Source organism: Salinicola endophyticus (genome assembly GCF_003206575.1).
In the GTDB taxonomy this organism is placed as follows: Bacteria; Pseudomonadota; Gammaproteobacteria; order Pseudomonadales; family Halomonadaceae; genus Salinicola; species Salinicola endophyticus.
In genome coordinates this window covers 125,212-151,158 of record NZ_PZJO01000003.1, presented here as the reverse complement: position 1 = coordinate 151,158, position 25,947 = coordinate 125,212, and the positions used below count along the sequence as shown (strand labels likewise).

At 67.7% G+C, this 25,947-nt stretch carries 23 protein-coding genes; 10 read left to right on the top strand and 13 right to left on the bottom strand.

Annotated features, from left to right (window positions below):
- Position 1 precedes the first annotated feature (1 nt).
- The 6 genes from DOM66_RS07320 to phnP all read left to right on the top strand — a co-directional run bounded on the left by DOM66_RS07320 (position 2) and on the right by phnP (position 5,060).
- On the top strand, positions 2–835 hold the full coding sequence (locus DOM66_RS07320) for an alpha-D-ribose 1-methylphosphonate 5-phosphate C-P-lyase PhnJ (protein ID WP_110689714.1): 834 nt from the start codon (positions 2–4) through the stop codon (positions 833–835).
- The gene (gene phnK / locus DOM66_RS07315; protein WP_110673856.1) at positions 832–1,641 is read left to right on the top strand and encodes a phosphonate C-P lyase system protein PhnK; all 810 of its coding nucleotides are present in this window, start codon (positions 832–834) and stop codon (positions 1,639–1,641) included. The genes DOM66_RS07320 and phnK overlap by 4 nt, the downstream gene beginning before the upstream one ends.
- Before the next feature lie 11 nt (positions 1,642–1,652).
- Positions 1,653–2,420 (top strand): phosphonate C-P lyase system protein PhnL, encoded by a 768-nt coding sequence (phnL, locus tag DOM66_RS07310; protein WP_110673857.1) that lies wholly within the window; start codon positions 1,653–1,655, stop codon positions 2,418–2,420.
- Positions 2,417–3,565 (top strand): alpha-D-ribose 1-methylphosphonate 5-triphosphate diphosphatase, encoded by a 1,149-nt coding sequence (locus tag DOM66_RS07305; protein ID WP_110689713.1) that lies wholly within the window; start codon positions 2,417–2,419, stop codon positions 3,563–3,565. Before phnL ends, DOM66_RS07305 begins: the two co-directional genes overlap by 4 nt.
- Positions 3,566–3,750: 185 nt before the next feature.
- On the top strand, positions 3,751–4,308 hold the full coding sequence (gene phnN / locus DOM66_RS07300) for a ribose 1,5-bisphosphokinase (protein ID WP_110689712.1): 558 nt from the start codon (positions 3,751–3,753) through the stop codon (positions 4,306–4,308).
- Entirely contained in the window at positions 4,305–5,060 is a 756-nt protein-coding gene (gene phnP, locus DOM66_RS07295; protein WP_110689711.1) for a phosphonate metabolism protein PhnP, read from the top strand. Before phnN ends, phnP begins: the two co-directional genes overlap by 4 nt.
- Before the next feature lie 8 nt (positions 5,061–5,068).
- Here phnP and thpR read toward each other — a convergent pair whose 3' ends face one another.
- The 3 genes from thpR to DOM66_RS07280 form a co-directional block, all read right to left on the bottom strand.
- Positions 5,069–5,599, bottom strand: a complete 531-nt coding sequence (gene thpR / locus DOM66_RS07290; RefSeq protein WP_157959012.1) for an RNA 2',3'-cyclic phosphodiesterase — start codon at positions 5,597–5,599, stop codon at positions 5,069–5,071.
- Positions 5,600–5,685: 86 nt separating this feature from the next.
- Positions 5,686–8,868 (bottom strand): efflux RND transporter permease subunit, encoded by a 3,183-nt coding sequence (locus DOM66_RS07285; RefSeq protein ID WP_110689709.1) that lies wholly within the window; start codon positions 8,866–8,868, stop codon positions 5,686–5,688.
- Between the two features lie 94 nt (positions 8,869–8,962).
- Entirely contained in the window at positions 8,963–10,192 is a 1,230-nt protein-coding gene (locus DOM66_RS07280) for an efflux RND transporter periplasmic adaptor subunit (protein ID WP_245392386.1), read from the bottom strand.
- 437 nt (positions 10,193–10,629) lie between these two features.
- On the opposite strand from DOM66_RS07280, the gene DOM66_RS07275 reads away from it, so the two are divergent.
- A complete protein-coding gene (locus tag DOM66_RS07275; protein WP_110673863.1) occupies positions 10,630–11,550 on the top strand; it encodes an AraC family transcriptional regulator in 921 nt (306 codons plus the stop codon).
- 33 nt (positions 11,551–11,583) lie between these two features.
- On the opposite strand, the gene DOM66_RS07270 is transcribed toward DOM66_RS07275, so the two are convergent.
- The 4 genes from DOM66_RS07270 to gmk all read right to left on the bottom strand — a co-directional run bounded on the left by DOM66_RS07270 (position 11,584) and on the right by gmk (position 15,553).
- On the bottom strand, positions 11,584–11,973 hold the full coding sequence (locus tag DOM66_RS07270) for a RidA family protein (RefSeq protein WP_110689708.1): 390 nt from the start codon (positions 11,971–11,973) through the stop codon (positions 11,584–11,586).
- Positions 11,974–12,217: 244 nt separating this feature from the next.
- Complete coding sequence (locus DOM66_RS07265) at positions 12,218–14,371, bottom strand: RelA/SpoT family protein (RefSeq protein WP_110673865.1); 2,154 nt, start codon at positions 14,369–14,371, stop codon at positions 12,218–12,220.
- A 101-nt stretch (positions 14,372–14,472) separates the two neighbouring features.
- Entirely contained in the window at positions 14,473–14,730 is a 258-nt protein-coding gene (gene rpoZ / locus DOM66_RS07260; protein ID WP_110673866.1) for a DNA-directed RNA polymerase subunit omega, read from the bottom strand.
- A 145-nt stretch (positions 14,731–14,875) separates the two neighbouring features.
- Positions 14,876–15,553, bottom strand: a complete 678-nt coding sequence (gene gmk, locus DOM66_RS07255) for a guanylate kinase (RefSeq protein WP_110689707.1) — start codon at positions 15,551–15,553, stop codon at positions 14,876–14,878.
- A gap of 224 nt (positions 15,554–15,777) precedes the next feature.
- On the opposite strand from gmk, the gene DOM66_RS07245 reads away from it, so the two are divergent.
- Positions 15,778–16,977 carry an MFS transporter gene (locus DOM66_RS07245; RefSeq protein WP_110689705.1) on the top strand — a complete coding sequence of 400 codons (1,200 nt, stop codon included), beginning with the start codon at positions 15,778–15,780 and terminating at the stop codon, positions 16,975–16,977.
- Positions 16,978–17,023: 46 nt separating this feature from the next.
- On the opposite strand, the gene DOM66_RS07240 is transcribed toward DOM66_RS07245, so the two are convergent.
- Together DOM66_RS07240 and parS are read right to left on the bottom strand one after the other, a co-directional pair.
- Positions 17,024–17,515: an RES family NAD+ phosphorylase gene (locus DOM66_RS07240; RefSeq protein WP_110689704.1), complete on the bottom strand. Its 492-nt coding sequence runs from the start codon at positions 17,513–17,515 to the stop codon at positions 17,024–17,026.
- Positions 17,516–17,517: 2 nt separating this feature from the next.
- A complete protein-coding gene (gene parS, locus DOM66_RS07235; protein WP_110689703.1) occupies positions 17,518–17,988 on the bottom strand; it encodes a type II RES/Xre toxin-antitoxin system antitoxin in 471 nt (156 codons plus the stop codon).
- A gap of 193 nt (positions 17,989–18,181) precedes the next feature.
- Here parS and pyrC point away from each other — a divergent pair, with 193 nt between their 5' ends.
- On the top strand, positions 18,182–19,234 hold the full coding sequence (gene pyrC / locus DOM66_RS07230) for a dihydroorotase (RefSeq protein WP_110673872.1): 1,053 nt from the start codon (positions 18,182–18,184) through the stop codon (positions 19,232–19,234).
- Positions 19,227–20,012: a carbon-nitrogen hydrolase family protein gene (locus tag DOM66_RS07225; protein WP_110689702.1), complete on the top strand. Its 786-nt coding sequence runs from the start codon at positions 19,227–19,229 to the stop codon at positions 20,010–20,012. Before pyrC ends, DOM66_RS07225 begins: the two co-directional genes overlap by 8 nt.
- Positions 20,013–20,043: 31 nt before the next feature.
- Here the strand turns inward: DOM66_RS07225 and DOM66_RS07220 are convergent, their stop codons facing one another.
- The 4 genes from DOM66_RS07220 to DOM66_RS07205 all read right to left on the bottom strand — a co-directional run bounded on the left by DOM66_RS07220 (position 20,044) and on the right by DOM66_RS07205 (position 25,838).
- Positions 20,044–22,173, bottom strand: coding sequence for a TonB-dependent siderophore receptor (locus DOM66_RS07220; RefSeq protein ID WP_110689701.1), 2,130 nt, complete (start codon positions 22,171–22,173; stop codon positions 20,044–20,046).
- Positions 22,174–22,308: 135 nt separating this feature from the next.
- Positions 22,309–23,628, bottom strand: coding sequence for an ABC transporter substrate-binding protein (locus DOM66_RS07215; protein ID WP_110689700.1), 1,320 nt, complete (start codon positions 23,626–23,628; stop codon positions 22,309–22,311).
- A gap of 122 nt (positions 23,629–23,750) precedes the next feature.
- Complete coding sequence (locus tag DOM66_RS07210) at positions 23,751–24,320, bottom strand: histidine phosphatase family protein (RefSeq protein WP_110689699.1); 570 nt, start codon at positions 24,318–24,320, stop codon at positions 23,751–23,753.
- A gap of 75 nt (positions 24,321–24,395) precedes the next feature.
- On the bottom strand, positions 24,396–25,838 hold the full coding sequence (locus tag DOM66_RS07205; RefSeq protein ID WP_110689698.1) for an aminotransferase class V-fold PLP-dependent enzyme: 1,443 nt from the start codon (positions 25,836–25,838) through the stop codon (positions 24,396–24,398).
- Between the last annotated feature and the right edge of the window lie 109 nt (positions 25,839–25,947).

Sequence of the window (25,947 nt, the reverse complement as noted above, 5' to 3'; positions counted from 1 at the left end):
TATGAACGGATACAACTTCGCTTATCTCGACGAACAGACCAAAAGGATGATCCGCCGCGCGCTGCTCAAGGCGGTGGCGATCCCCGGTTACCAGGTGCCGTTCGGCGGCCGCGAAATGCCGATGCCCTACGGCTGGGGCACTGGCGGTGTGCAGCTCACCGCGAGCATTCTGGGCGCCGACGACATCCTCAAGGTGATCGACCAGGGCGCCGACGACACCACCAATGCGGTCAGCATCCGCCACTTCTTCCAGCGCGTGGCCGGGGTCGAGACCACCACCGCGACCACGGCGGCGGACGTGATCCAGACCCGCCACCGGATTCCCGAAACCCCGCTGCGCGCCGGCCAGATTCTGGTGTTCCAGGTGCCGATTCCCGAGCCGTTGCGCTTCATCGAACCCAGCGAGCAGGAGACCCGGCTGATGCACGCGCTGGAGGAGTACGGCGTGATGCACGTCAAGCTCTACGAGGACATCGCCCGCTACGGCCATATCGCGACCACCTACGCCTACCCGGTCAAGGTCGACGGACGCTACGTGATGGATCCCTCCCCGATCCCCAAGTTCGACAATCCCAAGCTCGACGGCAATCCGGCGCTGATGCTGTTCGGCGCCGGGCGCGAGAAGCGGCTCTACGCGATTCCGCCCTACACCCGGGTCGAGAGCCTCGACTTCGAGGACCACCCGTTCGAGGTCCAGCGCTGGGAGCACGCCTGCGCGCTGTGCGGCAGCGATCACAGCTATCTCGACGAAGTGATCACTGACGACCAGGGCGGGCGGATGTTCGTCTGCTCCGATACCGACTACTGCCAGAGCCGGCGGGGAGAGGTGGCATGAAGAAGCCGGTACTGGAACGCCCGGTCCTGCTGGATGTGCAGGGCATCACCCGACTCTACGGCCCGGCGAAGGGCTGCGAGGCGATCGACTTTCAACTCCACGCCGGCGAAGTGCTGGGCATCGTCGGCGAGTCCGGCTCCGGCAAGTCGACCCTGCTGCGGGTACTCGCCGGCCTGGAAGCGCCGGATGCCGGACAGGTCCTGTACCGCCGTCAGGCGGATGACGCGGGGGGCGAGGACGCCGAGCTCGATCTCTACGCCATCGGCGAGGCGCGACGCCGGGCACTGCTGCGTCTCGAGTGGGGGCTGGTGCATCAGAACCCCCGCGATGGCCTGCGCATGGGCGTGTCCGCCGGGGCCAACATCGGCGAACGGTTGATGGCCCAAGGCCAGCGCCATTACGGCCAGCTCCGCGCCAGCGGCCAAGCGTGGATGCGTCAGGTCGAACTCGACCCCGGGCGTATCGACGATGCTCCGCGGACCTTCTCCGGCGGCATGCAGCAGCGCTTGCAGATCGCCCGCACCCTGGTCACCCGGCCACGGCTGGTGTTCATGGACGAGCCCACCGGCGGGCTCGACGTCTCGGTACAGGCGCGGCTGCTCGACATGCTGCGCACGCTGGTACGTCAACTCGGCCTCTCAGTGGTGCTGGTGACCCATGATCTCGCCGTGGCTCGCCTGCTCGCCCACCGGCTGTTGGTGATGCGCCGAGGTCAGGTGGTCGAGACCGGCCTCACCGACCAGATTCTCGACGATCCGCAGCACGAATATACGCAGCTGCTGGTGTCATCCGTGCTCACCCCTTGAGGATATCTTCGATGCTTTCCGAGACTGGCGCTTCCCCGAAGCGTGCCCGACCTCGCCTCACGGTGGCGGGGCTCCACAAGCGGTTTCTGCTCCACGGCCAGGGCGGGGTCGAAATCGACGTGATGCGCGATCTCTCGCTGACGCTGCAGGCTGGCGAATGTCTGGTGCTGGCCGGACGCAGCGGTATCGGCAAGAGCACGCTGTTGAAGATGCTCTACGGCGACTACCGCATCGATCAGGGCCGGATCCGGCTGCACTTCGACGATGGCGATCTCGACCTGGAAACCCTGCCGACCTATGCCTGGCATGGCCTGCGCCGCGACGTGATCGGCTATGTCAGCCAGTTTCTGCGGGTGGTACCGCGGGTCGCCGCCGTCGACGTGGTGATGGAGCCGCTGCTGGCCCGCGGTGCCGACGAAGCCGACTCGCGCCAGCGGGCCGAGACGCTGCTGGCGCGACTCAACCTGCCCGAGCGGCTGTGGCAATTGCCCCCCGGGACCTTCTCCGGTGGCGAGCAGCAGCGGGTCAATATCGCCCGCGGCTTCATCGGCGAGCATCCGCTGCTGCTGCTCGACGAGCCCACCGCATCGTTGGATGCCGCCAACCGTGACGTGGTGATTGCACTGATCGGTGAGGCCAAGGCGCGCGGTACCGCCATGCTCGGCATCTTTCACGACGAAGACGTGCGCGAGCGCGTCGCCGACCGCCTGCTGCCGCTGGATGGCAGTCTGGGCGGCTTGTCCAACGCCAGCCAGCCCTGCCGGGAGAGCCTGTCATGAGCGTACGGGAACAGATTCTGACGCACGCCACACTGGTGCTCGACGACGAGACGATCGACGGCACCCTGGTGATCCGCGACGGTCGTATCGCCGCCGTCGATCGCGGTGCCAGTCAGGTCGCGGCTGCCATCGACTGCGAGGGCGACATCCTGCTGCCGGGGCTGGTCGAGCTGCACACCGACAATATGGAGAAGTATTTCGAGCCGCGGCCCAAGGTCGAGTGGCCGGGGCTCCAGGCCGCGCTGGCGCATGACGCCCAGATGGCGGCGAGCGGCATCACCACGGTGTTCGACGCGGTCTCGGTGGGTGACATCGACGAACAGAGCATGCGCCATGGCGCACTCGATGCGATGTGCCACGCCCTGGCGCGGATCGCCCACGAGGGGCTGGCGCGGGTCGATCATCGCCTCCATCTGCGCTGCGAGGTGAGCCACCCGAACACGCTGGCGCGCTTCCACGAGCTGTCGTCATCACCGCTGCTGGGGTTGGTGTCGCTGATGGATCACGCCCCCGGTCAGCGCCAGTTCGCCAGCCTCGACGCCTATCGCATCTATTATCAGGGCAAGTACAAGCTCGATGACGCGGCGATGGACGCCTTCATGGCGTCCCAGATCGACAACAGCCAGCGCTACAGCGCTGAGCATCGTCGCGCCATCGCGGCGATCTGTCGCGAGCGCGGGCTGGCGATCGCCAGCCATGATGACGCCACCGTCGAGCACGTCGCCGACAGCGCCGAGTATGGGACCCGTGTGGCGGAGTTTCCGACCACCCGCGAGGCGGCACAGGCCTCTCACCGGGCCGGCATGGCGGTGATGATGGGGGCGCCCAACGTGGTTCGTGGCGGCTCCCACTCCGGCAATATCGCCGCTGCCGAGCTGGTCGAACTGGGCGTGCTGGATATCCTGTCGTCGGATTACTACCCGGCGGCGCTGCTCGATGCGGTGTTCAAGGTGGCGGCGATGGAGAACGGCTACGCACTGCCCCAGGCGGTTGCCACGGCGACACGCCTGCCGGCCGAGGCGGTCGGCCTGACCGACCGCGGCCGTCTGGCGCCGGGGCTGCGTGCCGATCTGCTGCGGGTGCGCGTGATCGACGAGCATCCGGTGGTGCAGCGGGTTTGGTCTGCGGGTAGGCAGGTTCACTAGATCAATGCCTGCGCGAGCGAATCACTGTGTTGCCCGGGGCTCGAAATCCTCGCCTAACAGCCCGTTATGTCTTGGCTTTAGAGCCTCGGGCGTCTCGTGCTTCATCTCGCTCGGCTATTTATCTCAGGACCGATTATCTCAGGACCGAGAAATCCGAGAACGCTTATATACATAAAGGCAGCGATATGGATGAAGGTCGTTTGATCTACGTCATGGGTGCCAGCGGGGTCGGCAAGGACAGCCTGCTGCGCGAACTGCGCCAGCACCGTCCGGATCTGCTGGTGGCGCATCGCTATATCACTCGGGCCAGCGGTAGCGGCGAGAACTGCGTCGAGCTGAGCGCCGCCGAGTTCGCCGAGCGCCGGGCGCAGGGGCTGTTCTGCCTGGCGTGGCACGCCCATGGACTCGACTATGGCGTCGGCATCGAGCTCGAGTCCTGGCTGGCGGCGGGGCATACGGTGGTGCTCAACGGCAGCCGCCGCGCGCTGGCGCTCGCGCGGGCGCGCTTCGGTGAGTCGCTGGTACCGCTGCTGGTGGTGGCGGATGCCGAGGTGCTGCGCCAGCGTCTGCTCGCGCGTGGGCGCGAGACGCCGGCCGAGATCGAGACGCGGCTGGCGAGGGGCGGCGGCGAGGAGACCCTGGGCGACATCCCGCGGCTCGACAACGGCGGCGAACTGGCACAGAGCATCAAGGCGCTCGAAGCCTTCATCGAGGCGTCGCCCGCGACGGCATCGTCGCCATGAAGCTGCGTTTCGCCGGCACCGGCGACAGCGCCCAGGTGCCCTGCTTCGGTTGCGACTGCCCGGCGTGTCAGCGGGCGCGGCTGCTGAACGGCCACCGCCGCGGGCCCTGCGCCGGCGAGATCGAGCTCGATGGCGAGCTGATCCTGATCGACGCCGGTCGTATGGACCTGGCTGAACGCTGCGAGCGTCAGCGCCCGGCCGCGATTCTGCTGACCCACTACCACGCCGATCACGTCCAGGGGCTTTTGCACCTGCGCTGGGGGCGGGGTGAGTCGATTCCGGTGTATGGCCCCAAGGATGCCCAGGGCTGCGCCGACCTGCACAAGAATCCCGGCATTCTCGACTTCCGCCCGGGTCTCAAGCCGTTTCGGCCGCTCATCCTCGGTGGCCTCACGCTGACGCCGCTGCCGCTCAATCACAGCAGGCCGACGCTGGGTTATGCGATCGAAGACGGCGTCAACCGTCTGGCCTGGCTGTGCGACACCGTTGGCCTGCCCGGGGCCACCGAGCGCTTCCTGAGCGAGTGGCAGCCCCATGGCGTGGTGATCGACGCGACCCATCCGGATTCCTCTGACACGCCGCGTAACCACAACAATCTCACCATGGCACTGGAGATCATCGAGCGTCTGGGCCCTTCCCGCGCCTGGCTGACGCACATCAGTCACGAACTGGACGCCCACTGGCTGGCTGCGCCCCCGATGCTGCCCGAGGGCGTCGAGGTCGCCTGTGACAGTCAGGAGATTCGGTGCTGACACCGGGGTCAAGCAGTGCCGTGGCTGCAAGCCAGGGTGCGATAGCGCGAGTCGCCCTCGCCGAGCTGCGACTCCACCAGCGCGAGATGGTCGAAACGCCAGCACAGCGGGGCGGAGAGCCGTGATGAGGGTGGTGCGCGGTCGGCCTGGCGAACCAGACTGACATGCGGGGTGAAGTCACGCCGTGGCGCGGTGAAACCGTGCCGTGCCAGCGCCTGCCAGAGCTCGGCATTGAGCGCCAGCAGGGCAGGGTCCGGCATCTGGCTGCCGGCCCAGACGATGCGCGGCTGGGGGAAGTGGCCGAGTCGATCCAGCGTCCACTCGCCCTGCAGCGCCGGCCACGCTCGGGTCAGCTCCAGCAGTGCTGCCAGCCGCGAGGCGTCGACACCGCCCAGAAACGCCAGCGTGATATGCATGTTCTGCGCCGGTAGCGGATAGCCGCCGCAGCGGGGTGCCAGGCGCTCGGCCTCGGTGGCGAGGGCCCGGCGACTGGCGTCGTCGGGCCACAGGGAGAAGAAGAGTCGGCGAGAAAGGGTCACGAGCGTGGCTCCCGATGGCGTTACCCGCAGGGTGACGCATCGCTTCCCGTCTTGCCAACGCTTCCCCATGCGGCCGCGGCTGCCGTTCAGTGGGTATCGGGGTTCGGCCGCGACTCTTCACCCTCCAGCGTGGAGGCATGCGCGTGCTTCAGCGGCCCGGCCAGCTTACGCAGTACAACGTAGAACACCGGCGTCAGCAGCAGGCCGAACAGGGTCACCCCGAGCATGCCGGCGAAGACCGCGACCCCCAGTGCCTGGCGCACCTCGGCACCCGCGCCGTGGCCCAGCGCCAGCGGTATCACCGCCGCGGTGAAGGTGATCGAGGTCATGATGATCGGGCGCAAGCGCAGGCGGCAGGCCTCCAGCGCCGCGGTCACGGTATCGCGCCCCTGCAGCTCCAGCTCACGCGCGAACTCGACGATCAGAATCGCGTTCTTGCAGGCCAGCCCGATCAGCACCACCAGCCCCACCTGGACGAAGATATTGGTATCGCCGCCCACCAGGCGCACCCCGATCAGCGCCGAGAGCACGCACATCGGCACGATAAGGATCACCGCCAGCGGCAGGGTCCAGCTCTCGTAGAGCGCGGCCAGGACCAGGAACACCAGCATCACCGCCAGCGGGAACACGATCAGCGCCGCGTTGCCCTGGGTCGCCTGCTGATAGCTGAGATCGGTCCACTCGAAGTCGATCCCCGCCGGCAGTACCTGGGCGCCGATCCGGGTCAGCTCGGCCATCGCCTGGGGCGAGGAGAGCACCCGCGGGTCGGCCTCGCCGGCGAGATCGGCGGCAGGATAGCCGTTGAATCGCAGCACCGGGTCGGGACCGAAGGTCTGGTTGACCTTTATCATCGAGCCGATCGGTACCATCTCGCCCTGGGCGTTGCGTGTGCGCAGGCGGGCGATGTCCTCGACGCTGTCGCGGTAGGGGGCGTCGGCCTGGGCAATGACCTGCCAGGTGCGGCCGAACTGGTTGAAATCGTTGACATAGGTCGAGCCCAGATAGGTCTGCAGGGTGGCGAAGAGATCCGCTACCGCCACCCCCTGCGACTTGGCCTTCAAGCGATCGACCTCGGCATCGAGCTGGGGCACGTTGGCCTGATAGCTGGTGATCGGGTAGGACATCCCCGGGGTCTGCATCACCGCCCCCTGGAAGGCGTTCACCGCTTCCTGCAGCGGGCCATAACCGAGGCCGCCACGATCCTCGAGGAACAGCTGGTAGCCGGAGCCGTTGCCGAGACCCAGGATCGGTGGCGGCATGAACGAGAAGGCGATACCGGCCTTGAGCTTGGCGAGCTTGCCGGCGAGCTCGGCATTGATCTGTGCCGCGGAGCGCGTGCGCTCGGTGAACGGTGCCAGCGTCAGAAACGCCAGGCCGGTGTTGGACGTGTTGGTGAACTGCAGTGCGTTGAGACCGGGAAACGAGAGGGTGTGCTCGATGCCATCGGTGTGCTTGGCGATCTCCACCACCTGGCGCAGCAGGGCGTCGGTGCGCTCGAGGGAGGCGCCCTCGGGCAGCTTGACGCCTGCGATCAGGTACATCTTGTCCTGCACCGGAATGAACCCTGGCGGCACCGCCTTGAACAGATAGCCGGTGGCGCCCAGCAGTATCAGGTAGATCACGAACACCGCGCCGCGGCGTTTCAGGCTGTGCGACACCACGCCCCGATAGCGCTCGGAGCCTGCATTGAAGAGCCGGTTGAAGGGGCGGAAAAGCCAGCCGAACAGGAAATCGATCAGGCGCGTCAGGCGATCCTTGGGGGCATCGTGGGTCTTGAGCAGCATCGCTGCCAGGGCCGGCGACAGCGTCAGCGAGTTGACCGTCGAGATGACCGTGGAGATGGCGATGGTCACCGCGAACTGGCGATAGAACTGACCGGTCACGCCGGAGAGAAAGGCCATCGGTACGAACACCGCGCACAGCACCAGGCCGATGGCCACGATCGGCCCCGAGACCTCGCGCATCGCCTGGTGAGCCGCGGCATGCGGTGCCAGCCCCTGCTCGATGTTGCGCTCCACGTTCTCCACCACCACGATGGCGTCGTCGACGACGATACCGATCGCCAGCACCAGCCCGAACAGGGTCAGGGTGTTGATCGAATAGCCGAGCAGCAGCAGTACCGCGAAGGTGCCCACGACCGATACCGGTACCGCCAGCAACGGGATCAGCGAGGCGCGCCAGGTCTGCAGAAACAGCGTTACCACCAGCACCACCAGCAGCACCGCTTCGAGGAGTGTCTGGATCACCGAGTGGATCGAGTCGGTGACGAACAGCGTGGTGTCGTAGACGCTGCGATACTCGAGCCCGGCGGGGAACTGGGTCGCCAGTTCGTCCATGGTGTGGATCACCTGGTCGCGAATCTCCAGCGCGTTGGCCCCGGGTGACTGGAAGATGCCGATCGCCACGGCGTCCTTGCCGTCCAGGCGGGCGCGCAGGGTGTAGTCGCCGGCGCCGAGCTGCAGTCGGGCGACATCCTTGAGCCGCAGGATGTCGCCATCGGCGCCGGTCTTGAGCACGATGTCACCGAACTCCGCCTCGCTGGTCAGGCGCCCCTTGGCGTTGATAAGGGTCAGGAAGTCGCTGTCCGGCATCGGCTCGCCGCCGATCTGCCCGGCGGAGACCTGCACGTTCTGGTCGCGAATCGCCGCCACCACATCGCCGGCGGTCAGACCGTGGGCGGCGACCCGGTCCGGGTCGAGCCATACGCGCATGGCGTAGTCGCCGCCGCCGAACATCTGCGCCTCACCCACGCCGGGAATGCGCGCCAGCTGGTCGCGTACGTGCAGGCGGGCGTAGTTGCGCAGGTAGAGGGTGTCGTAGCGGTCGTCCGGCGAGACCAGATGCACCACCATCAGAAAGGTCGGCGACTGCTTCTGGGTGGTCACACCCTGGCGACGCACCGCCTCGGGCAGGCGTGCCAGGGCCTGGCTGACGCGGTTCTGCACTCGCACCGTGGCCTGTTCGGCATCGGTGCCGGGGCGGAAGGTGACCGTCATCTGCAGCACCCCGTCGGAACCGGCGACGGACTTGTAGTACATCATCCCCTCGACGCCGGTGATCGCTTCCTCGAGCGGTGCGGCGACGGTGTCGGCGATCTCCTTGGGGTTGGCGCCGGGGTAGACCGTGCGCACCAGCACCGAGGGTGGCACCACGTCCGGATACTCGCCGATCGGCAGGTTGGGGATCGAGATCGCGCCGAGCGCGAGCATGACGATCGACAGCACCGCGGCGAAGATCGGGCGGTCGACGAAGAAACGCGAAACATTCATGCCTTGGGGCTCCTGCGCGGCGGATGCGATGCCCGCCGCTTGTCGTCGTTCCCGGGAATGGGGGCGTGGGCGGCGCACCTGGCGCCGCCGTCGCTCAAGAGCGCGAGGTGAGCGCGCCCTCGGCCGTGGATTGCGGGTTGGCCGGATGCTGATCGACCGGATGCGGTGAGATCGTCATGCCGGGGGCGAAGATCTTCTGGGTGCCGTTGACCACGATGCGGTCGCCGGGGGCGAGACCGTCGCGGATCACCACCCGGTCACCCACCGCGCGGCCGGTCACCACCGGGCGCGGGGTGACGCTGTTGTCGTCGGCCACCCGATAGACGAAGCGCCGATCCTGGTTGGTCAACACCGCCTGGCGGTCGATCAGCACCGCCGCGGTGAGCGAGGCGACGGGCATCTCGACGCGGGCGAACTGGCCGGGCCGGATGCGACCTTCTGGATTGTCGAGCACGGCGCGGTAGGTCAGGGTGCCGGTGGTGGGATCGATACGGTTGTCGACGAAGTCGAGCCGCCCGCGATGGGGAAAGCCGCTCTCGCCGGTGAGGCTCACTCGCACCGGCACGGGGTGGGCCGGGTCGAGGTTCGCCTGCGTGCTCTCGGCGCCGCCTTCGTTGCTGTCGAAGTAGACGTAGAGCGGGTCGACCGAGACCAGCGTGGTCAACAGCGTCTGGTCGGCGTTGGCCAGATTGCCGCGGGTGACCATCGCCCGCCCGGCGCGTCCGGCCACCGGCGCGGTGACGCGGGTGTACTCGAGGTCGAGCTCGGCGCTGGTGAGTGTGGCGCGAGCCTGTGCTTCGCGGGCGCGGGCGTCCTGCGCCGCCGCCTGGCGCTGGTCGTGCTGCTCCTGGGAGATCATGTGCCGGCCGATCAGCTTGCGCGAGCGGCCGGCCTCGACGTCGGCGAGCTGACGCTGGCTACGGGCCTGCGCCAGGGCCGCCTTGGCGGCATCGACGCGCGCTGCGTAGGGGCGCGGATCGATGCGGAAGAGCAGGTCGCCGGCCTTCACCAACTGGCCCTCGGTGAAGGCGATCTCATCGACATAGCCGCTCACCCGCGGGCGCAAGGCCACGGTCTCGGGGGCCTCGATTCGCCCGGTAAAGGTCTCCGTGAGCGTGATCGGCTCGGCCGCGACGGTGGCGACATCGACCTCGGGCGGTGGCGGGGCGGCGGCCTGGGGCTCGCCGTGGGCATCGCAGCCGGCCAGGCTCAGGGCCGCCAGCAGCCATATGGCCGGTAGCCACTTGACCGGCTGCCCGGTGACCGGCGTGAAGGCGGCCGACCTTGCGCCAGGCGCAGGGGGCTGATTGAACTTCTCCATCATGGTTCGCTCCGTGTGATATTCCCCGGTGGAGGACTCGCTATTGGCTCGACCCAGGCGCTTGTCTGGAACGTCGAGGTCGAGCGCGGCGGGGGAAACCGCCTGGGGCATGGAGCGCCAATCTAAGGGGTGGCAGTCAGGGAGCGTTATCGGCTTCCTGTCGATTGATTGCCTGATTCTCCGCAATGCCGCCTGGGCCGTATGTGCCGCTTCATGGCGGGAACGACACCGGGGTTGGCGCGGCGGCGGGGACTTGCCGGATACTTCAGAGTGCTTGCCCGATTCTGCAAGTCTGGGTCAAAGGCGCCCAAAATCGCCGAAATCGGGCTTATACTCGCGCTCGATCGCTTGACGCCTTTTTATCCGCCCAGCAGGGGAGTGACGCCGTGACCGCCGCGCAGCCCATCCCGAGGCACGCCGATTCGTCGTTCGAAGCATTGATGAATACTCTCGTGGCGCGAATTCTCGCCCATGCCGACGAGGAGGGATTCATCGCCAGCACCATTCCCGGCCTCGAGCTGGTACGCGCCGATTCGACCACGGCCTGCATGGGCTCACGGGTCTACGAGCCGGCGCTCTGCCTGATCGCCCAGGGCGCCAAGACGGTGTGGCTGGGGGATCGCCAGATCGACTATGGCCCGCTCAGTTGCATGGTCTCGGCGGTGCCGCTGCCGATTCTCGGCAAGGTGACCGATGCCTCGCCCCAGACACCGTATCTGGGTATCAAGCTCACGATCGATCCTCAGGAGGTCTCCGATCTGATCCTGGCGATGGGCCTGCCAGTGGTACGGCAGACGGAAGAGGAGGCGTGCCCGGAGGGGGCCTGCGGGCTCGGCCACGTGCTGGCCGATCGGGGGATGCTGGAGGCGCTGTCGCGTCTGGTGGGCCTACTGGACACACCCCAGGATATCGCGATCCTGGCGCCGCTGGTGCGGCGTGAGATCCTCTATCGAGCGCTGGTGGGAGAACTGGCGCCCTATATGCGCAAGTTAGCCATGGCTGACAGCCAGACCCACCGCATGGCCCGGGTGATCGGTGTGCTCCAGGCGCGCTTCAGGGAGCCGCTGCGGGTGGGCGATCTCGCCGACCTGGTCAGCATGAGCGAGTCGTCGCTGTTCCACAGCTTCAAGCAGGTGACGCGGATGTCGCCGCTACAGTTCCAGAAGCGCCTGCGTCTGCACGAGGCGCGCCGGCTGATGCTGGCCGAGGGCATGGAAGCCGCCACGGCCAGCTATCGCGTCGGTTACAGCAGCCCTTCCCACTTCAGCCGTGAATACAGCCGCATGTTCGGGGTGCCGCCGCGGGCGGACGTGATCAAGCTGCGCGGCGATCTGCCGGCGCCGGCACTGGCGGAGCGCTGAGGCTGCCCCGCCAACGCTGTCAGTGTTCCGGTCTCAGTCGCCGATCACCATCACCGCTTCGGCCTCGACCAGGCTGCCCTTGGGCAGCTGCTTGACGCCGACCGCGGCCCGCGCAGGGAAGGGGGCGGTGAAGAACTCTTCCATCACCTTGTTGACCACGCCGAAGTTGTCGAGATCGGTGAGGTAGAGGTTGAGCTTGACGATGTCCTGCAGCGAGCCGGCGGCCTCCTTGCACACGGCGGAGAGGTTCTTGAAGACCTGACGCGCCTGGGCCTCGAAGTCATCGGACACTATCTCCATGGTGGCCGGATCGAGCGGGATCTGGCCGGAGAGATAGACGGTGTTGCCGGACTTCACGGCTTGGGAATAGGGGCCGATGGCGGCCGGGGCGTTGTCGGTGTTGATAACGGCTTTGTTGCTCATGGCGTACCCTCCAGATGTTATCGATTGAGATGCAGCGATCTTTTCCTGCGCGCCGGGAAGCGTCTTGCTATCTATTGCGTCCCGAAGACGACGCCTTCTATTGCGTCCCGAAGACGACGCTTCGATTCGGCGTCCCGCGTCCCGGAACGACGTAAAAAACGACGCCCCGCCGTGGTGGGCCATGGCGGGGCAAGGTCGTGTTCATATGTCTGGCCGACGCCGGGCGGGCGTCGGAGCCTGCGTATCAGCTTCTCGCGCGAACGATACGGCCGATATGATTCAGGTTACGCAGGCGCTTGATGATCCGGGCCAGGTGGATACGCCCCTTGACCAGAATGGTCAGGTTGACGATCGACAGCCGGGCATCGCGCTCTTCGATACCGATGCGTTCGATGTTGGCATCGGCGTCGGTGATCAGGCTGGCCAGTTCGGCGATCAGCCCACGTCTCGTTTCCACCTCGATGCGCAGCGGCACCGGGAAATCCTGCTCGATCTGGTTCGACCACGTCAAGGAGACCAGCTTGTCGGGGTCATCGCGCAGTTCATCGAGATTACCACAATCGTGGCGGTGCACGACGATCCCCTTGCCCATCGATAGATGGCCGATCACCGGGTCGCCGGGCAGCGGGTGACAGCAGCGGGCGAAGCTGATCGCCATGCTCTCGGAGCCGTTGATGACGATCGGCCCGGTGTGTGGCCCCGTATGCGGTGAGGCATCCGGCGACCCTGCGGCATCCTCGTCGCCGCTCAGGCTGGCGTCGGCCAGACGCTTGGCGGTGGCGTGGGCCAGCCGGGTGCCGAGGCCGATGGTCTCGAGCAGATCATCTTCGTTGGCCAGATCGAGCTCCGCCAGCAGCGCCGTGAGACGCTCCGCGGGCAACTTCTCCAGGCTGGTGTCGAAACTGCTCAGGGCGCGGTTGAGCAGGCGCCGGCCGAGCTGGATCGCCTCGCTGCGCTGCTGGCTCTTGAGTGCGTGACGAATCGCCGAGCGCGCCTTGGCGGTGACCACGAAGTTGAGCCAGGCGAGATTGGGTCGGGCGCCGGGCGCGGTGATGATCTCCAGGGTCTGTCCACTCTCCAGCGGGGTCGAGAGCGGCGCCAGATGGCGGTCGATACGACAGGCGATACAGCTGTTACCGATATCGGTATGCACGGTATAGGCGAAGTCGACCGCCGTGGCCCCCTGGGGTAGCTCCATGATGTCGCCTTTGGGGGTGAAGATGTAGACATCGTCGGGGAAGAGATCGTTCTTGACGTGCTCGATGAACTCCAGTGAGTCGCCTGCGTGGCGCTGCATCTCGAGCAGCCCGCGGACCCACTCGCGGGCCCGGGCGTGGCTGCCGACGGCGATCGGCCGCTCGGTCTGCCCGGCCTTGTAGAGCCAGTGGGCGGCGATGCCGTTGTTGGCCATCGCCTCCATCTCGCGGGTGCGGATCTGCACTTCGATCGGCATGCCGCTGGGCCCGAACAGGGTGGTGTGCAGGCTCTGGTAGCCGTTGGCCTTGGGGATCGCGATGTAATCCTTGAACCGCCCGGGCACCGGCTTGTAGAGATTGTGCACCGCGCCGAGGATACGATAGCAGTTGTCGACATCGTCGGTGATGATGCGAAAACCGAACACATCCATGATTTCGGCGAACGGTTTGCGCTGGTCGTGCATCTTGCGATAGATCGACAGCAGATGCTTCTGGCGGCCGACCACGCTGCCGGTGAGGTCATCTTCGTCGAGCCGGCGCTGCAGGCTGCTCTGGATCTGGCGCATGGTCGAGCGGCGGTTGCCGCGGGCCCGTGCCACGGCGCGCTTGATGCGCTCGGCGCGCATCGGGTGGATCGCCTGGAAGGAGAGATCCTCGAGTTCGACACGGATGGTGTTGATCCCCAGGCGTCCGGCGATGCGGGCGTAGATCTCCAGCGTCTCGCGGGCGATGCGGCGCTTCTTGTCAGGCCGCAGCGCCCCCAGAGTACGCATGTTGTGCAGGCGGTCGGCGAGCTTGACGATGATCACGCGGATGTCCTGGGACATCGCCATCACCATCTTCTGGAAGTTCTCGGCCTGGGCGACCGCCTTGTCCTCGAAGGTGATCTGGGTCAGCTTGGAGACGCCGTCGACCAGTTCCGCCACCGCCTCGCCGAACTGGGCGGCGAGGGCGTCCTTGGTCACCCCGGTATCCTCGATCACGTCGTGCAGCATGGCGGCCATCAGGCTCTGATGGTCCATGTGCATGTTGGCGAGGATATTGGCGACCGCGAGGGGGTGGGTGACGTAGGGTTCGCCGGAGCGGCGGGTCTGGCCGTCGTGGGCCTGCTCGGCGTAGTAGAAGGCGCGCCTGACCTGCTGGATCTCCTCCATGGGAAGATAGCCGCCGAGGCGATCGGCCAGGTCATCGATGGTGAACATACTGCGCGCCTATTCCAGGGGTCGGGCCGGTTCGAAGGCCGTGCCGGCACCGCGCGCTCGCGCGGGCCGCGAACGAGAGAGTTACGCGAGGCGCGGCCGGATCAGAGCTCGAAATCCTGGTGCGGTTCGGGGCGCGGACGCGGCGGAGCCGCTTCGATCGGCTCGTCGAGCACGCTCTCGTCGACCTGGCCGGCGGCGATCTCGCGCAGCGCCATGACGGTGGGCTTGTCGTTCTCCCACGGCAGCAGCGCGTCGCGAGAGCCGCGCGAGAGCTGGCGGGCGCGCTGGGAGGAGATCATCACCAGCTTGAAACGGTTCTCGATATGGTCCAGACAATCTTCGACGGTCACGCGTGCCATGGTGGTAACCCTGCTGCCAGAAAATGAGTGGTCGCACCCCAGCCGAAGCGGGGCCATGCGGGACCGTGCAGTCTACTGGACCTTTGGCGTAGCTGACAAGGCGAAAGGCCCGCGTGCCGCCCGCTGGCGGGGGGCGGCACGCGGCTCAGCGGGGGGCGTCGAGCAGCTCGGCGAGCAGCCTGGCGTAGCGGGTGCGGACCTTGTCGAGCCGCGAGCGACGCGCATGCACGATGCACTCCAGCTCGTGCAGGGCGTGCTCGAAGGTGTCGTTGATGATCACGTGCTCGTACTCGTCGAAGTGTGACATCTCGCTCACCGCATCGCGCATGCGGCGTGCGATCACCGCGTCGTCGTCGGTGCCGCGTCCGGCCAGACGCTCGCGCAGGGCCTCCCGCGAGGGCGGCAGGATGAAGATCGACTCGGCCTCGGGGGCGAGCTCACGTACCTGGCGTGCGCCCTGCCAGTCGATCTCCAGAATCACGTCCTCGCCCAGCGCCAGACGCTTCTCCACCTCGGCACGGGAGGTGCCGTAGTGGCGGTCGAAGACCCAGGCGTGTTCGAAGAACTCGCCGCGCGCGATCATCGTCTCGAAGGTCTCTTCGGTGACGAAGTGATAGTTGACGCCGTCCGCCTCGCCGGGCCGCATGGCGCGGGTGGTGTGGGAGACGGCGACGCCGATCGCCGCGTTACGCTCGAGCAGCGCGCGCACCAGGCTGGTCTTGCCGGCCCCGGAGGGGGCAGAGACGATGTAGAGCGTGCCCTGGGTGGCGGGCGCGGCGGACGCGTTGGCGAAGGCGGAGACCGGGGTGTCGGGTCGAGACATGACGTGGCCGTGATCAGGGTGCGTGAAGCCGCACAGTATGCCACGAATCCCCCGGGGGTTGGGACCGCGGTGAGGGGGAGTGGCATCGAGGCCGCCACGCGCAATGAGCGTGGTGAGCGGTTGCGCCCCGGCGCGGCATTCACGATGCTTGTCGGCATCATCGCCGTTCACGGCGCGCGCTCCGAGCCCGCGCGGGCGACCCTCCTCATTCACAAGGATCTGTCATGAACGCTTCAGCCACCGCGGCCCGCGGCGGGCGTGCGGTATTTCTGGGTGCCGCCTTCGCCTTCGCGCTCACCATGATCGGCACCACCATGCCGACCCCGCTCTATCCGATCTATCAGCAGACCTTCGGCTTCTCGCAGCTCACCATCACCATCATCTTCGCGGTCTACGCCGCCGGGGTGATGGGGGCGCTGCTGATCACCGGGCGCTGGTCCGACCAGCTCGGGCGGCGGCCGATGCTGCTGGCGGGGGTGCTGATCTCGGCGGCCAGCGACCTGGTGTTCTGGCACGCCCAGGGGCTCGGCCCCATTCTGTTCGGGCGGGTGCTGTCGGGCATCTCCGCCGGCATCTTCACCGGCACCGCCACGGTCGCAGTGATGGAGCTGGTCCCCGATGCCTGGAAGCGGGTCGGCCCGCTGGTCGCCACTGCCGCCAACATGGGTGGACTGGGGCTGGGGCCGATGGTGGCTGGAGTGCTGGCGGCGCTGGCGCCGCTGCCGCTGGTGCTGCCCTATGTGCTGCATCTGGTGCTGGCGCTGCTGGCGGCGCTGTTCATCTGGCGCGCCCCGGAGACGGTCACGCGTCCGGCGCGCATCCGCCTGCGGGTACAGAAGCTCAAGGTGCCGCCGGAGGTGCGCGGTGTCTTCGTGCCGGCGGCGATCGCCGCCTTCGCCGGTTTCATGGTGTGCGGCTTCGCCACCTCGGTGACCCCGGCCTTCGTCGGCGGTCAGCTCGGCTATCACAACCCGACGCTGATCGGTGTCGTCGCCGGCAGCCTGTTCATCGCCTCCACCCTGGGGCAGATGGTGCAGGACAAGTTGCCTGAAGCCCGGCGTCTGCCGATCGGCTGCGGCGTGCTGCTGGTCGGCGTCCTGCTGCTGGCCTGGGGCATGGCCGCGCAGACCCTGGCAGGCTTCATCCTTGGCCCCATCGTGGCGGGCATCGGCCAGGGCATCGCCTTCCGCGCCGGGCTGGGCGCGGTGGCCGCGGCCAGCCCGGTGCAGCACAAGGCGGCGGTGGTCTCGACTTTCTTCGTCGTCGCCTACGTGGCGATCTCGCTACCGGTGATCGGTATCGGCCTGGTCGCCAGCGTGCTCGGGCTACAGCTCACCGGGCTGCTGTTCGATGCCCTGGTGGCGCTACTCTGCTGCGTGGCCCTGGGCCTGCTGCTGCGCCGCCCAGCGACCAAGGCGGGGTGAGGGGGAGCGAGGCGACATAGCGCAGCCTTCGCCTCGCCTTCAACGCCTAACGCGGCGGCGGGTTCAGGCGGGTATCGAGCGAGAACCGTTCCTGCAGGACCACTTGGTACTTGCCCTGGGCGGCATGCGGGTTCATCACCAGGTTCGCGCTATGGCGTGACACGGTCGAGGGCACGACGAAGAAGGGGTACGCATCGAGCAGAGTGTCGCCGTAGCGCTGCTGGCCTGCGCTGGGCGTGCCCGGCACCAGCCAGTTGGGATTCGGCAGCGTCTCGGCGTCCACCCAATGTATGCAGCTCGGGTCCGGAATCTCGATGCACAGGAGGGTGTGCGGGTCGGTATCCAGGGTCGCAAAGCCCTTGTGGACCGCGACTTCGAGTATCGCGGTGGCCGCATCCAGCGAGCCATACACCGCCGGGCGGCCGGGAGAGTTCCAGCGCCCGCCCGCGCGCTCCGCGCCGATCCCTTTCTCCCAGGTGACGACATGGCGGTCGCGTTCGAGGCGCCAGAACCGGACACTGTGGCTCGCGGCGGCCATGGTCAGGTATAGACCCCGTAGTCCAGACGGGTCAGCAGATCGTCGACCAGATCGTGGCCGACCGGCGTAGTCATCAAGTCCAGCGGCTTGCGCCCCTCCAGGGCCATGGCCGGGGTGTCCAGCCAGCGCTGGGCCGCCTCGGTGCTGCCGAAGACGTCTTCCGCGCGGGTGAGCGTTTCGGCGAACCGCCAGGCGCGACCGCTCTCTTCCGGGCTGAGGGTGTCGGGTTTGTCCCGCCGGCGATACAGGGTCCGCTCGGATACACCGAGGATTTTGACCGCGATCTTTCTGTCCTGAAGCAGATCGACCTCTTCGAAGAACTTGATCACCCCTGCCGACGCAAAGCCTTGCTCGATGAGCCGATGGATTTCGTAGGGGGAGGTGGCCGCGACCCGGCGTCTGCCCGTGAGGCGGCGGATCGCTCGCTCACTGATGCTGGGCTCCCGGGCGGACCCGAACTCGGTGGTCGTCATGTTCAACTCCTCGCGGCATTCGCCATATGGCAAAATCATAGCGCCATATGGCGAAAGGTGCCATTTCGACCGAAGAACTCTCCAGGTATGCCGCCCCGCGGTGCAGGTTGGCCGGGCAAGCGCCGCTGCGTCCATGGCCTCGAGCTCTGATATGCTACGGGGTCCCTTCGTTCACCCCTGCCAGGAGTTTCCGATGACCGCTGCGCCCGACATGCTCACCCTCCGCCGCCCCGATGACTGGCACTTGCACTTCCGTGACGGCGAGGTCATGCAGACCGTGGTGCCCTACACCAGCGCGACCTTCGCCCGTGCCATCGTCATGCCCAACCTGGCGCCGCCGGTGACCACGGTCGAGGCCGCTGCGGCCTATCGTGAACGTATCCTCGCCGCGCTGCCCGCCGGTCATGACTTCACCCCGCTGATGACCTGCTATCTCAACGAGAGCGTGAGCGCCGAGACGCTGACCCGCGGGCATGCCGAGGGCGTCTTCACCGCGGCCAAGCTCTACCCGGCCAACGCCACCACCAACTCCCAGCATGGGGTCAAGCGCATCAGCGACGTCTATCCGCTGCTGGAGACAATGCAGCGGATCGGTATGCCGCTGCTGGTGCACGGTGAGGTGACGCGGGGTGAGATCGATATCTTCGACCGCGAGAAGGTCTTCATCGATGAGGTGATGAGTGACATTCGCCGCCAGTTCCCCGAGCTGCGCGTGGTGTTCGAGCACATCACCACCCGGGATGCGGCTCAGTTCGTGCTCGAGGGCGACGAGTACCTGGGCGCCACCCTGACCCCGCAGCACCTGGCCCAGAACCGTAACGACATGCTGGTCGGCGGTATCCGCCCGCACCTCTACTGTCTGCCGATCCTCAAGCGTCAGGAGCACCAGGCGGCGCTGCGCCGCGCGGTGGCCAGCGGGCATCCGCGCTTCTTCCTCGGCACCGACTCCGCCCCTCACGTCACCGCTGCCAAGGAGACCTCCTGCGGCTGTGCCGGGGTGTTCAATGCCGAGGCTGCGCTGTCGGTCTATGCCGATGTCTTCGAGCAGGAGGGGGCGCTCGATCACTTCGAAGCCTTCTGTTCCGAGAACGGCCCACGCTTCTACGGCCTGCCGCTGAACCAGGGCACGATCACCCTGACCCGCCAGCCGACCCCGGTGGCACCCAGCGTGGGCGAGGGCGAGAATACCTTCGTGCCCTATCGGGCCGGAGAGTCGCTGACCTGGAAGACGACGCTGAATGACTGAGGCGACGTCGGCGCGATCCGAGCTGGTGATCGGCCTGGCGCAGCTGTCTGCGCTGGCCGGCGATCTCGACGCCAACCTGGCGCGGCACCTGGCGGTGGTCGAGGCGGCAGCCCGTCAGGGTGTCTCGCTGCTGGTGTTCCCCGAGCTCTCCCTGACGGGATACGAGCCCGATCTGGCCGCCGTGCTGGCGGTGTCCTCGCGCAGCGAGCGTCTGGCTCCGCTGCGCGCAGCGGCCAGACGCTACGGCATGCACGTGGTGGCGGGGGTGCCGCTGAACGGTGAGGCTCGACCCCGGGTCGGGGTGGTGATTGTCGGCCCGGAGGATGACGAGCCCATGACCTACGCCAAGCGCTACCTGCATCCCGGGGAAGAGGCCGCCTTCGAGGTCGGCGAGACGCAGGTGGTTTGCGAGTTCGGCGACGAGCGTGTGGCCTTCGCCATCTGTGCCGATACCAACGCCCCTGCGCATGCCGCCGAGTGCGCGTCGCTGGGTGCGACGGTCTATCTGGCCGGGGCCCTGATCACCGCGGGCGGCTATGACGCCGATACCCGGCGCCTGGCCGAGATCGCCGAGCGCTATGCCATGCTGGTCGGCATGGCCAACCACAACGGCACCAGCGGCGGCATGGCGGCGATCGGGGGCAGCGGCTTCTGGACCGATTCAGGCCCATTGGCCGCGGCCGATGACCATGATGCGCTCGTCATCGCGACCCGCCAGGGCGACGGCTGGCACGGACAGGTCGTCGGGCTGGATCTCGCGACCACCAAGGGGCGTTGACGGTCACGGTAGCGCGCGTGAGTCAGCCTCGCTAGAACGTCACGCTGGCCTGCAGTGTGACTTCCAGCGGTTCGCCGACCACCACCCGGGTGTCGCCGAGACCGGAGGGGTAGTAGGTGGTATCGAACAGGTTGTGGACATTGAGCTGGAGATGGGTGGCGTCGCCCAGCCAGCGGGTGTCCCAGGCGACGAAGGCGTCGGCGACGGTGTAGGCGTCGAGAGTGAAGCTGTTGTCGCTGTCACCCTCGCGACTGCCGACGTAGCGCAGCCCGCCGCCGACCCGCCAGCGGCCGAGATCCGGGTTCAGGGCCAGCGTCTGGGCCAGCAGCAGTGAAGCGGTGTGCCGTGCCACGTTGGGTAGCTTGTTGCCGGCCGTGCCGCCGTCGGCGTCCTCGAGAACCTCGGCATCGGTGTAGGCGTAGTTGGCGAGCAGCGACAGTTGATCGGTCAACTGGCCCTGCAGCGACATTTCCACGCCTCTGGCGCGACTCTTGCCCACCGCCCGCGACACGTCGTTGTCGCTCACGACCACGTTCTCCTTGGTGATCTCGAAGTAGGCCAGCGCCGCGTCCACACGCTCGTCGAACAGGCGGCGCTTGAGCCCGGCCTCCCAGCCGCGACCCCGCTCGGGATCGAAGCGCTGACCGGTGTCGCTGTCCGGGGCGTTGGGGACGAAGGATTCGCTGTAGCTCACATAGACCGAGGTCAGCGGGTCGACCTGGTAGAGCAGGCTGGCGTGGGGCAGGAAGATGTCGTCCTGGGTATCGGTGTCGACCACGAAGGGTCGACCCTGGCCGCCATACTGCTCGGTGTGCTGAAAACGGCCGCCCAGGCCGAGGATCCAGCGTTCACCCAGATGCAGGTTGTCGTCGGCGTAGGCGCCGGTGGTGTTGATCTCGTGGAGGCGATGACTTCTGCCGTCGAGATAGGTGGCGCCGTCCAGCGTCAGATCGCCATGACGCGGGTGGTAGATCGAGATCGTATCGTTGACGCCGCGATAGCGGTCGGCCAGGTAGTCGCGGCGGCGTTCGTGATCGATGCCGACGGTCATCTCGTGGCGGATACCGGCCAGTTCGGCATCGCCGAGCAGCTCCGCGGCGGTATAGATCACGCGCCGATCGAAGCCGTGGTTGGCATCGGCGCGACGCCTGGCGGTGCCATCCTCGTCGACGCTCAGCACCCGCAGCTGGCCGTCGTCGTACTGGCGACGGGTCCAGCCGTAGGTCAGGCGGCTGGTCCAGGCGCTGTTCAGATCCTGCTCCCAGCGCGCGGTGAACGACTGATCGTGGCCGGTCACCCGCGACCACTCCTCATCGAAGCGGCGCTTTCGCGGCACGTCGACGGGATCGCCGTCGACGAAGGCGGTGCCACGGTCCAGGGTCAGATCATAGTCGCGATACTCATAGGCGAACCACAGCCGGGTATTGTCGTCCTCCCAGCTCAGCGAGGGCGCCACCACCGTCTGCCGGTTGCTGCCGAAATCGCGCCAGTAATCCTCGTCCTGCTGGCCGACGATGAAGCGAAACGCCGCGCCGCTGTCGCCCAGCGGACCGGTGACGTCGACGCTGGCATTGCCGCCGCCGAAAGAGGTGCCCTTGCCGCTGATGGTGCGCGCCCAGGCGTATTGTGGCTTCTTGCTGATGACGTTGATCACCCCGCCGGGCTCCTGGATGCCGTAACGAAACGAGCTCGGCCCCTTGAGTACTTCGATGCGTTCGGTGGTGAACAGTGGAAAGGTATTGCGCGGCTGGCGGATGCCGTCGCGCAGGATCGAGCCGTCGCCGTTGCTGCCGAACCCGCGCTTGATGAAGCCGGCCTCGGTGCCGCCCATGGTGTTGCCCTGGGTGACCCCGGCCACGAACGCCATGGCATCGGTCAGGGAGTCGGCGCCAATATCGGTGAGCAGCTGCGGCGTGAGCGCATCGACGGTACGCGCCTGGGCGAGAAAATCGGTGCGGCGGCCGGTGACGAGATTCGAGGCGCCGGGGCGATAGCCCTCGACGGTATCAACCGGGGCCCTGGCGCTGACCACCACCGGGTCGAGGGCGACCTCGCCGGAGTCCTCGGCGTGAGCGGTTGTGAGTGGCAACAGGGTCAGCAGGGCGGCGAGTGGCTGCCAGCGTGGCAGGGCGCGCCCCGGGGTGAAGGATCGTGCAGTCATGTGTGGTGTTCCCTGACGGCGCCGGGTGGCCCTCGGTGCCGGTGCGTTGTCGTTGAAGGTCGTCGTGACTTGTTGTTGTCGAGCGTCTTGGCTTGTTGTCGTTGAACGTCGTGGTGTGCCGTCGGCGCGGGGCGATCAGCGGCCGGGGAGCGATTCCCCGTAGGTGGCGCGGAAGGTGCCGTCGGCGGCGATCGGCAGGAAGTCGCGGAACAGCGCTCGCTGCGCGCCCTCGGGATCGAGCGCGGCGCAGGCCTGGGGGTGGAGCCAGCGGGCGATGGCCGTCAACGCGAGGGCGCTGAACGGGCTCTGGTGATAGCCGTGCCAGAGGGCGTGGAGGCCACCTTGATTGACCGCGGAGAGCGTCGCCCAGCCTGGGCGACGGCTGACCACATCGGCCAGGTCCCGCTGTGTCTGCGCGGGGGTGACGCCGAAACCGGCGCGCACCGAGCCCCCCGCCGGCCACTGGGCCGCGGTGGCGATGATGACCGCCGGGTCGCGCGCCAGAATCGCTTCCGGATTGAGCACGTTCTCGCTGCCTGGGGTCATGCCGGCGGCGATGTTGTCGCCGCCGGCCCGGGCCACCAGGTCCGCCAGGCCGCTATCGAAGTTGCTGCGACAGCACGCCACCTTGAGACCGGGGGCGATATCGATCAGCACGCTGGGACGGGGGGCTTTGGCAGTGTTTCTGGCGGTGTCGCCATCGGTGTCGTGGGCGGCGGCGTCGACGCAGGCATCCACCGCCGCCTCCAGCCCGTCCAGCCGCCGGTTCAGCGCTGCCGCCCGCGGCTCGACGCCGAGCGCGCGACCCAGCAGCGTCAGCGAGGGGCGGGTATCCGCCAGCGGATGCCGCTGGAAATCGATGAACAGCACCGGGATGCCCAGGGCATCGAGCTGTGTCAGCAGCCGAGTGCCGCTGATGGCGCCGTAGCGTGAGAGATTGACCAGGACCAGATCCGGGGCGAGCGTGAGCAGTGCCTCGGCGCTGGGCAGCGGGTCGCCACCCTGCAGCACCGGCAGCCGGGCCAGGGCGGGGAAGGCGCTGGTGAAGCGTGCCTGGACCTCGGGGTCGAAGTCGGCGAGCGAGCCGTGCCAGCCGCTCAGGCGCGCCACCGGGTCGGGCAGTAGTGCCGCCAGTGCCAGCAGATGCCGGGGGTCGTCGAGGAAGATTCGCTTCGGAGGATGGTCGAGGGTCACCACGCGCCCGGCGAGGTCGGTCACCTGCAGCGGATAGCGGGTCTCTGCGTGCGTTTCGGCACTCGTGCCGGCGGACGTGTCGTCGATGGAGACGTCGTCGATGGAGCTGTCGCGGATCGGCGTATCGCCGCTGGCTGCAGCGTCGGCCACCGCCGCCTGGGACAATAGCCCCGGCAGCAGCCAGGCACAGAGGATCAGACGGGGAAGCGATCGGCGCCAGTGACGCAGGGGAGAAGCGGGGCGGCCGCGGCGGGCAAGCATCGGCAATATTTTTCTAGTTGATTAAAGATAATCATTATCATTTTTATTCGTGAACAGGTCAACGCGGCGCGCCCCGTTGCGCCGCTGCCCAGGGAGAAGTGATGGGTCGCCTGCGTGCCGTGCTAGCCCCCGAGCCTGGCGCGATCGGCGGCGGTGAAGTCGCGAATCTCCCACTGGTCGCCGGCGGTAGGGGCGATCCACAGTGGGGTGGCATTGGCCGAACGCGGGCCGGTGGGGCTGCCGCTGGTGAGCCAGCGCACCGCGCGCACCAGCCCGGAGTGGCCCACCACCAGCGGGGTGTCGGCTTCGTCGAGCAGCCCATTGAGGGTGGTAGCGATGCGGCTGACGAAGGCCTCCCAGGCCTCGCCGTTGGGCGGCGTGTCGGTATAGGGGATCTCGGGGGGGATCGGCTGACCCTCCAGATCACCCCAGTGGCGCTCCATCAGGCCCTCGACCAGGCGGTCGGGGGCGCGCCCCAGGGCCAGCTCGGCGGTGTGCCGGGCCCGTGCCAGCGGGCTGGCGACCGCCAGCGACCAGTCGAGACCGCCGACCAGCGCCTGGGCCCGGCGCGCCTCGGCCTCGCCGCGGGGGGTAAGGGGCACGTCGTGCTGCCCGCCGATGCGCCGCTCCTGGTTGCGCGTGCTCTGGGCGTGGCGCAGAAAGACGAAGGGGCGACGAATCAGATGGGTCATGGCGATGGCTCGAACAGGGGAACGGGAGCGACTGGCGCGACGAAGGCACTCATCTTACCCGCCTCGGTGCGGCTGTCATCCCTCGGCGGGCTCGACCCGGAAGCGCGCGGTAGCCGGATCGGCGCGGTAGTGCCGGGCCCAGGCCGGCGCCTCCCGGGCCAGCGTGAGCACGCCATCGAGAAGGCGCGCCACCTGGTCGTCGTCGTGGAGCAGATGCAGACTCAGCCGCACCCAGCCGGGCTTTTCCAGCTCGTGCCCCTGCTCGAGACGCGCGATCAGCGCCGCCGAGGCGGCTGCGTCGATCCCCAGCAGGCGATGGGCGTAGGGCCCGGCGCAGGCACAGCCGCCACGCGCCTGGATGCCGTGGAGATCCGAAAGCATGCGGGTGAACAGCTGGTGATGGATCAGGCCACCGTCGGCATCGCGTACCCGGAAGGAGAAGATCGGCAGTGCCGGCACGTCCTGGCGCCCCAGTAGCTCCAGCCGCGGCTCGCCGGCCCAGTGGGCGAGGGCGCGGCGACGCAGCTCGGCATCGCGGCGGACGATCTCGGGCAGCCCGATCGCCGCCTTGACCATCAGCGCCAGCGCGGCGCGGATATCGCCGATCACGTTGGGCGTGCCGCCCTCTTCACGCGCCGCCAGACTGGTGCTGTAGTGCTGCGCCCAGGGCGAGACGAAGCTGACCGTGCCGCCGCCGGGCAGGGAGGGCGTTTGTCGCCGCACCAGGGTGTCGCGCACCACCATCACTCCGGAAGCGCCGGGGCCGCCGACGAACTTGTGCGGCGAGAAGACGATGGCGTCCTTGCGGCAGTCCGGTGCGGGTGCCATGTCCATCGCCAGGTAGGGGCCGGCACCGGCGTAGTCCCACACCGCCAGGGCGCCGTGGCGTTTGAGGCGGCGGGTGATCGCATCGACATCGCTGATGATGCCGGTGACGTTGGAGGCGGCCGAGAAGGCGCCGACGATCAGATCGCTGCCGGCGGCCTCCTCCAGCGCCTGCTCCAGTGCCGCCGGGTCCGGCCCGCCGGCGTCGCCCTCGGGGATCTCGGTCACGCGGGCACCGCTCTCGCGCCAGGCGAGCAGGTTGGAGTGGTGCTCGTAGGGGCCGAGCAGCACGCTGATGCGCTCGCCGCGGCGCACCCCGGCGGCGATATCGAGCAGCGCCACGATACGGTTGATGCCGGCGGTGGCGCCGCTGCCGCTGAACACCACATGGCAATCCTCGGCATTGAGCTCCCGCGCGATCAGCGACCGTGCCTCCTGGCGCAGCCGGGTCATGGTCTGCCCGCAGTGCGAGGCCTCGGTGTGCGAGTTGGCGTAGAACGGCAGCACCTCTTCACTGATGAAGCGCTCGACCTGGCGCAGCGCACGCCCGGAGGCGACATAGTCGGCGTAGAGCAGACGACGCTGACCGAAGGGCGTGGTGATCGGCAGATCGTCGCCGATCAGGCCCTGGCGCAGGCGTGGCAGCAGGTCCGGTCCGGAAAGGGCGTGACGGAAGTCGGCGAGTGTTGTCATGGGGGCCTCATCATAAGAGGACGCGCAAGTGCGGCGAACGAGGCTATGATATCCCGACATCGGCGGGTAAATTTCTCGTTATGACCCGAAATCTTCCTCAGGCTCGAGT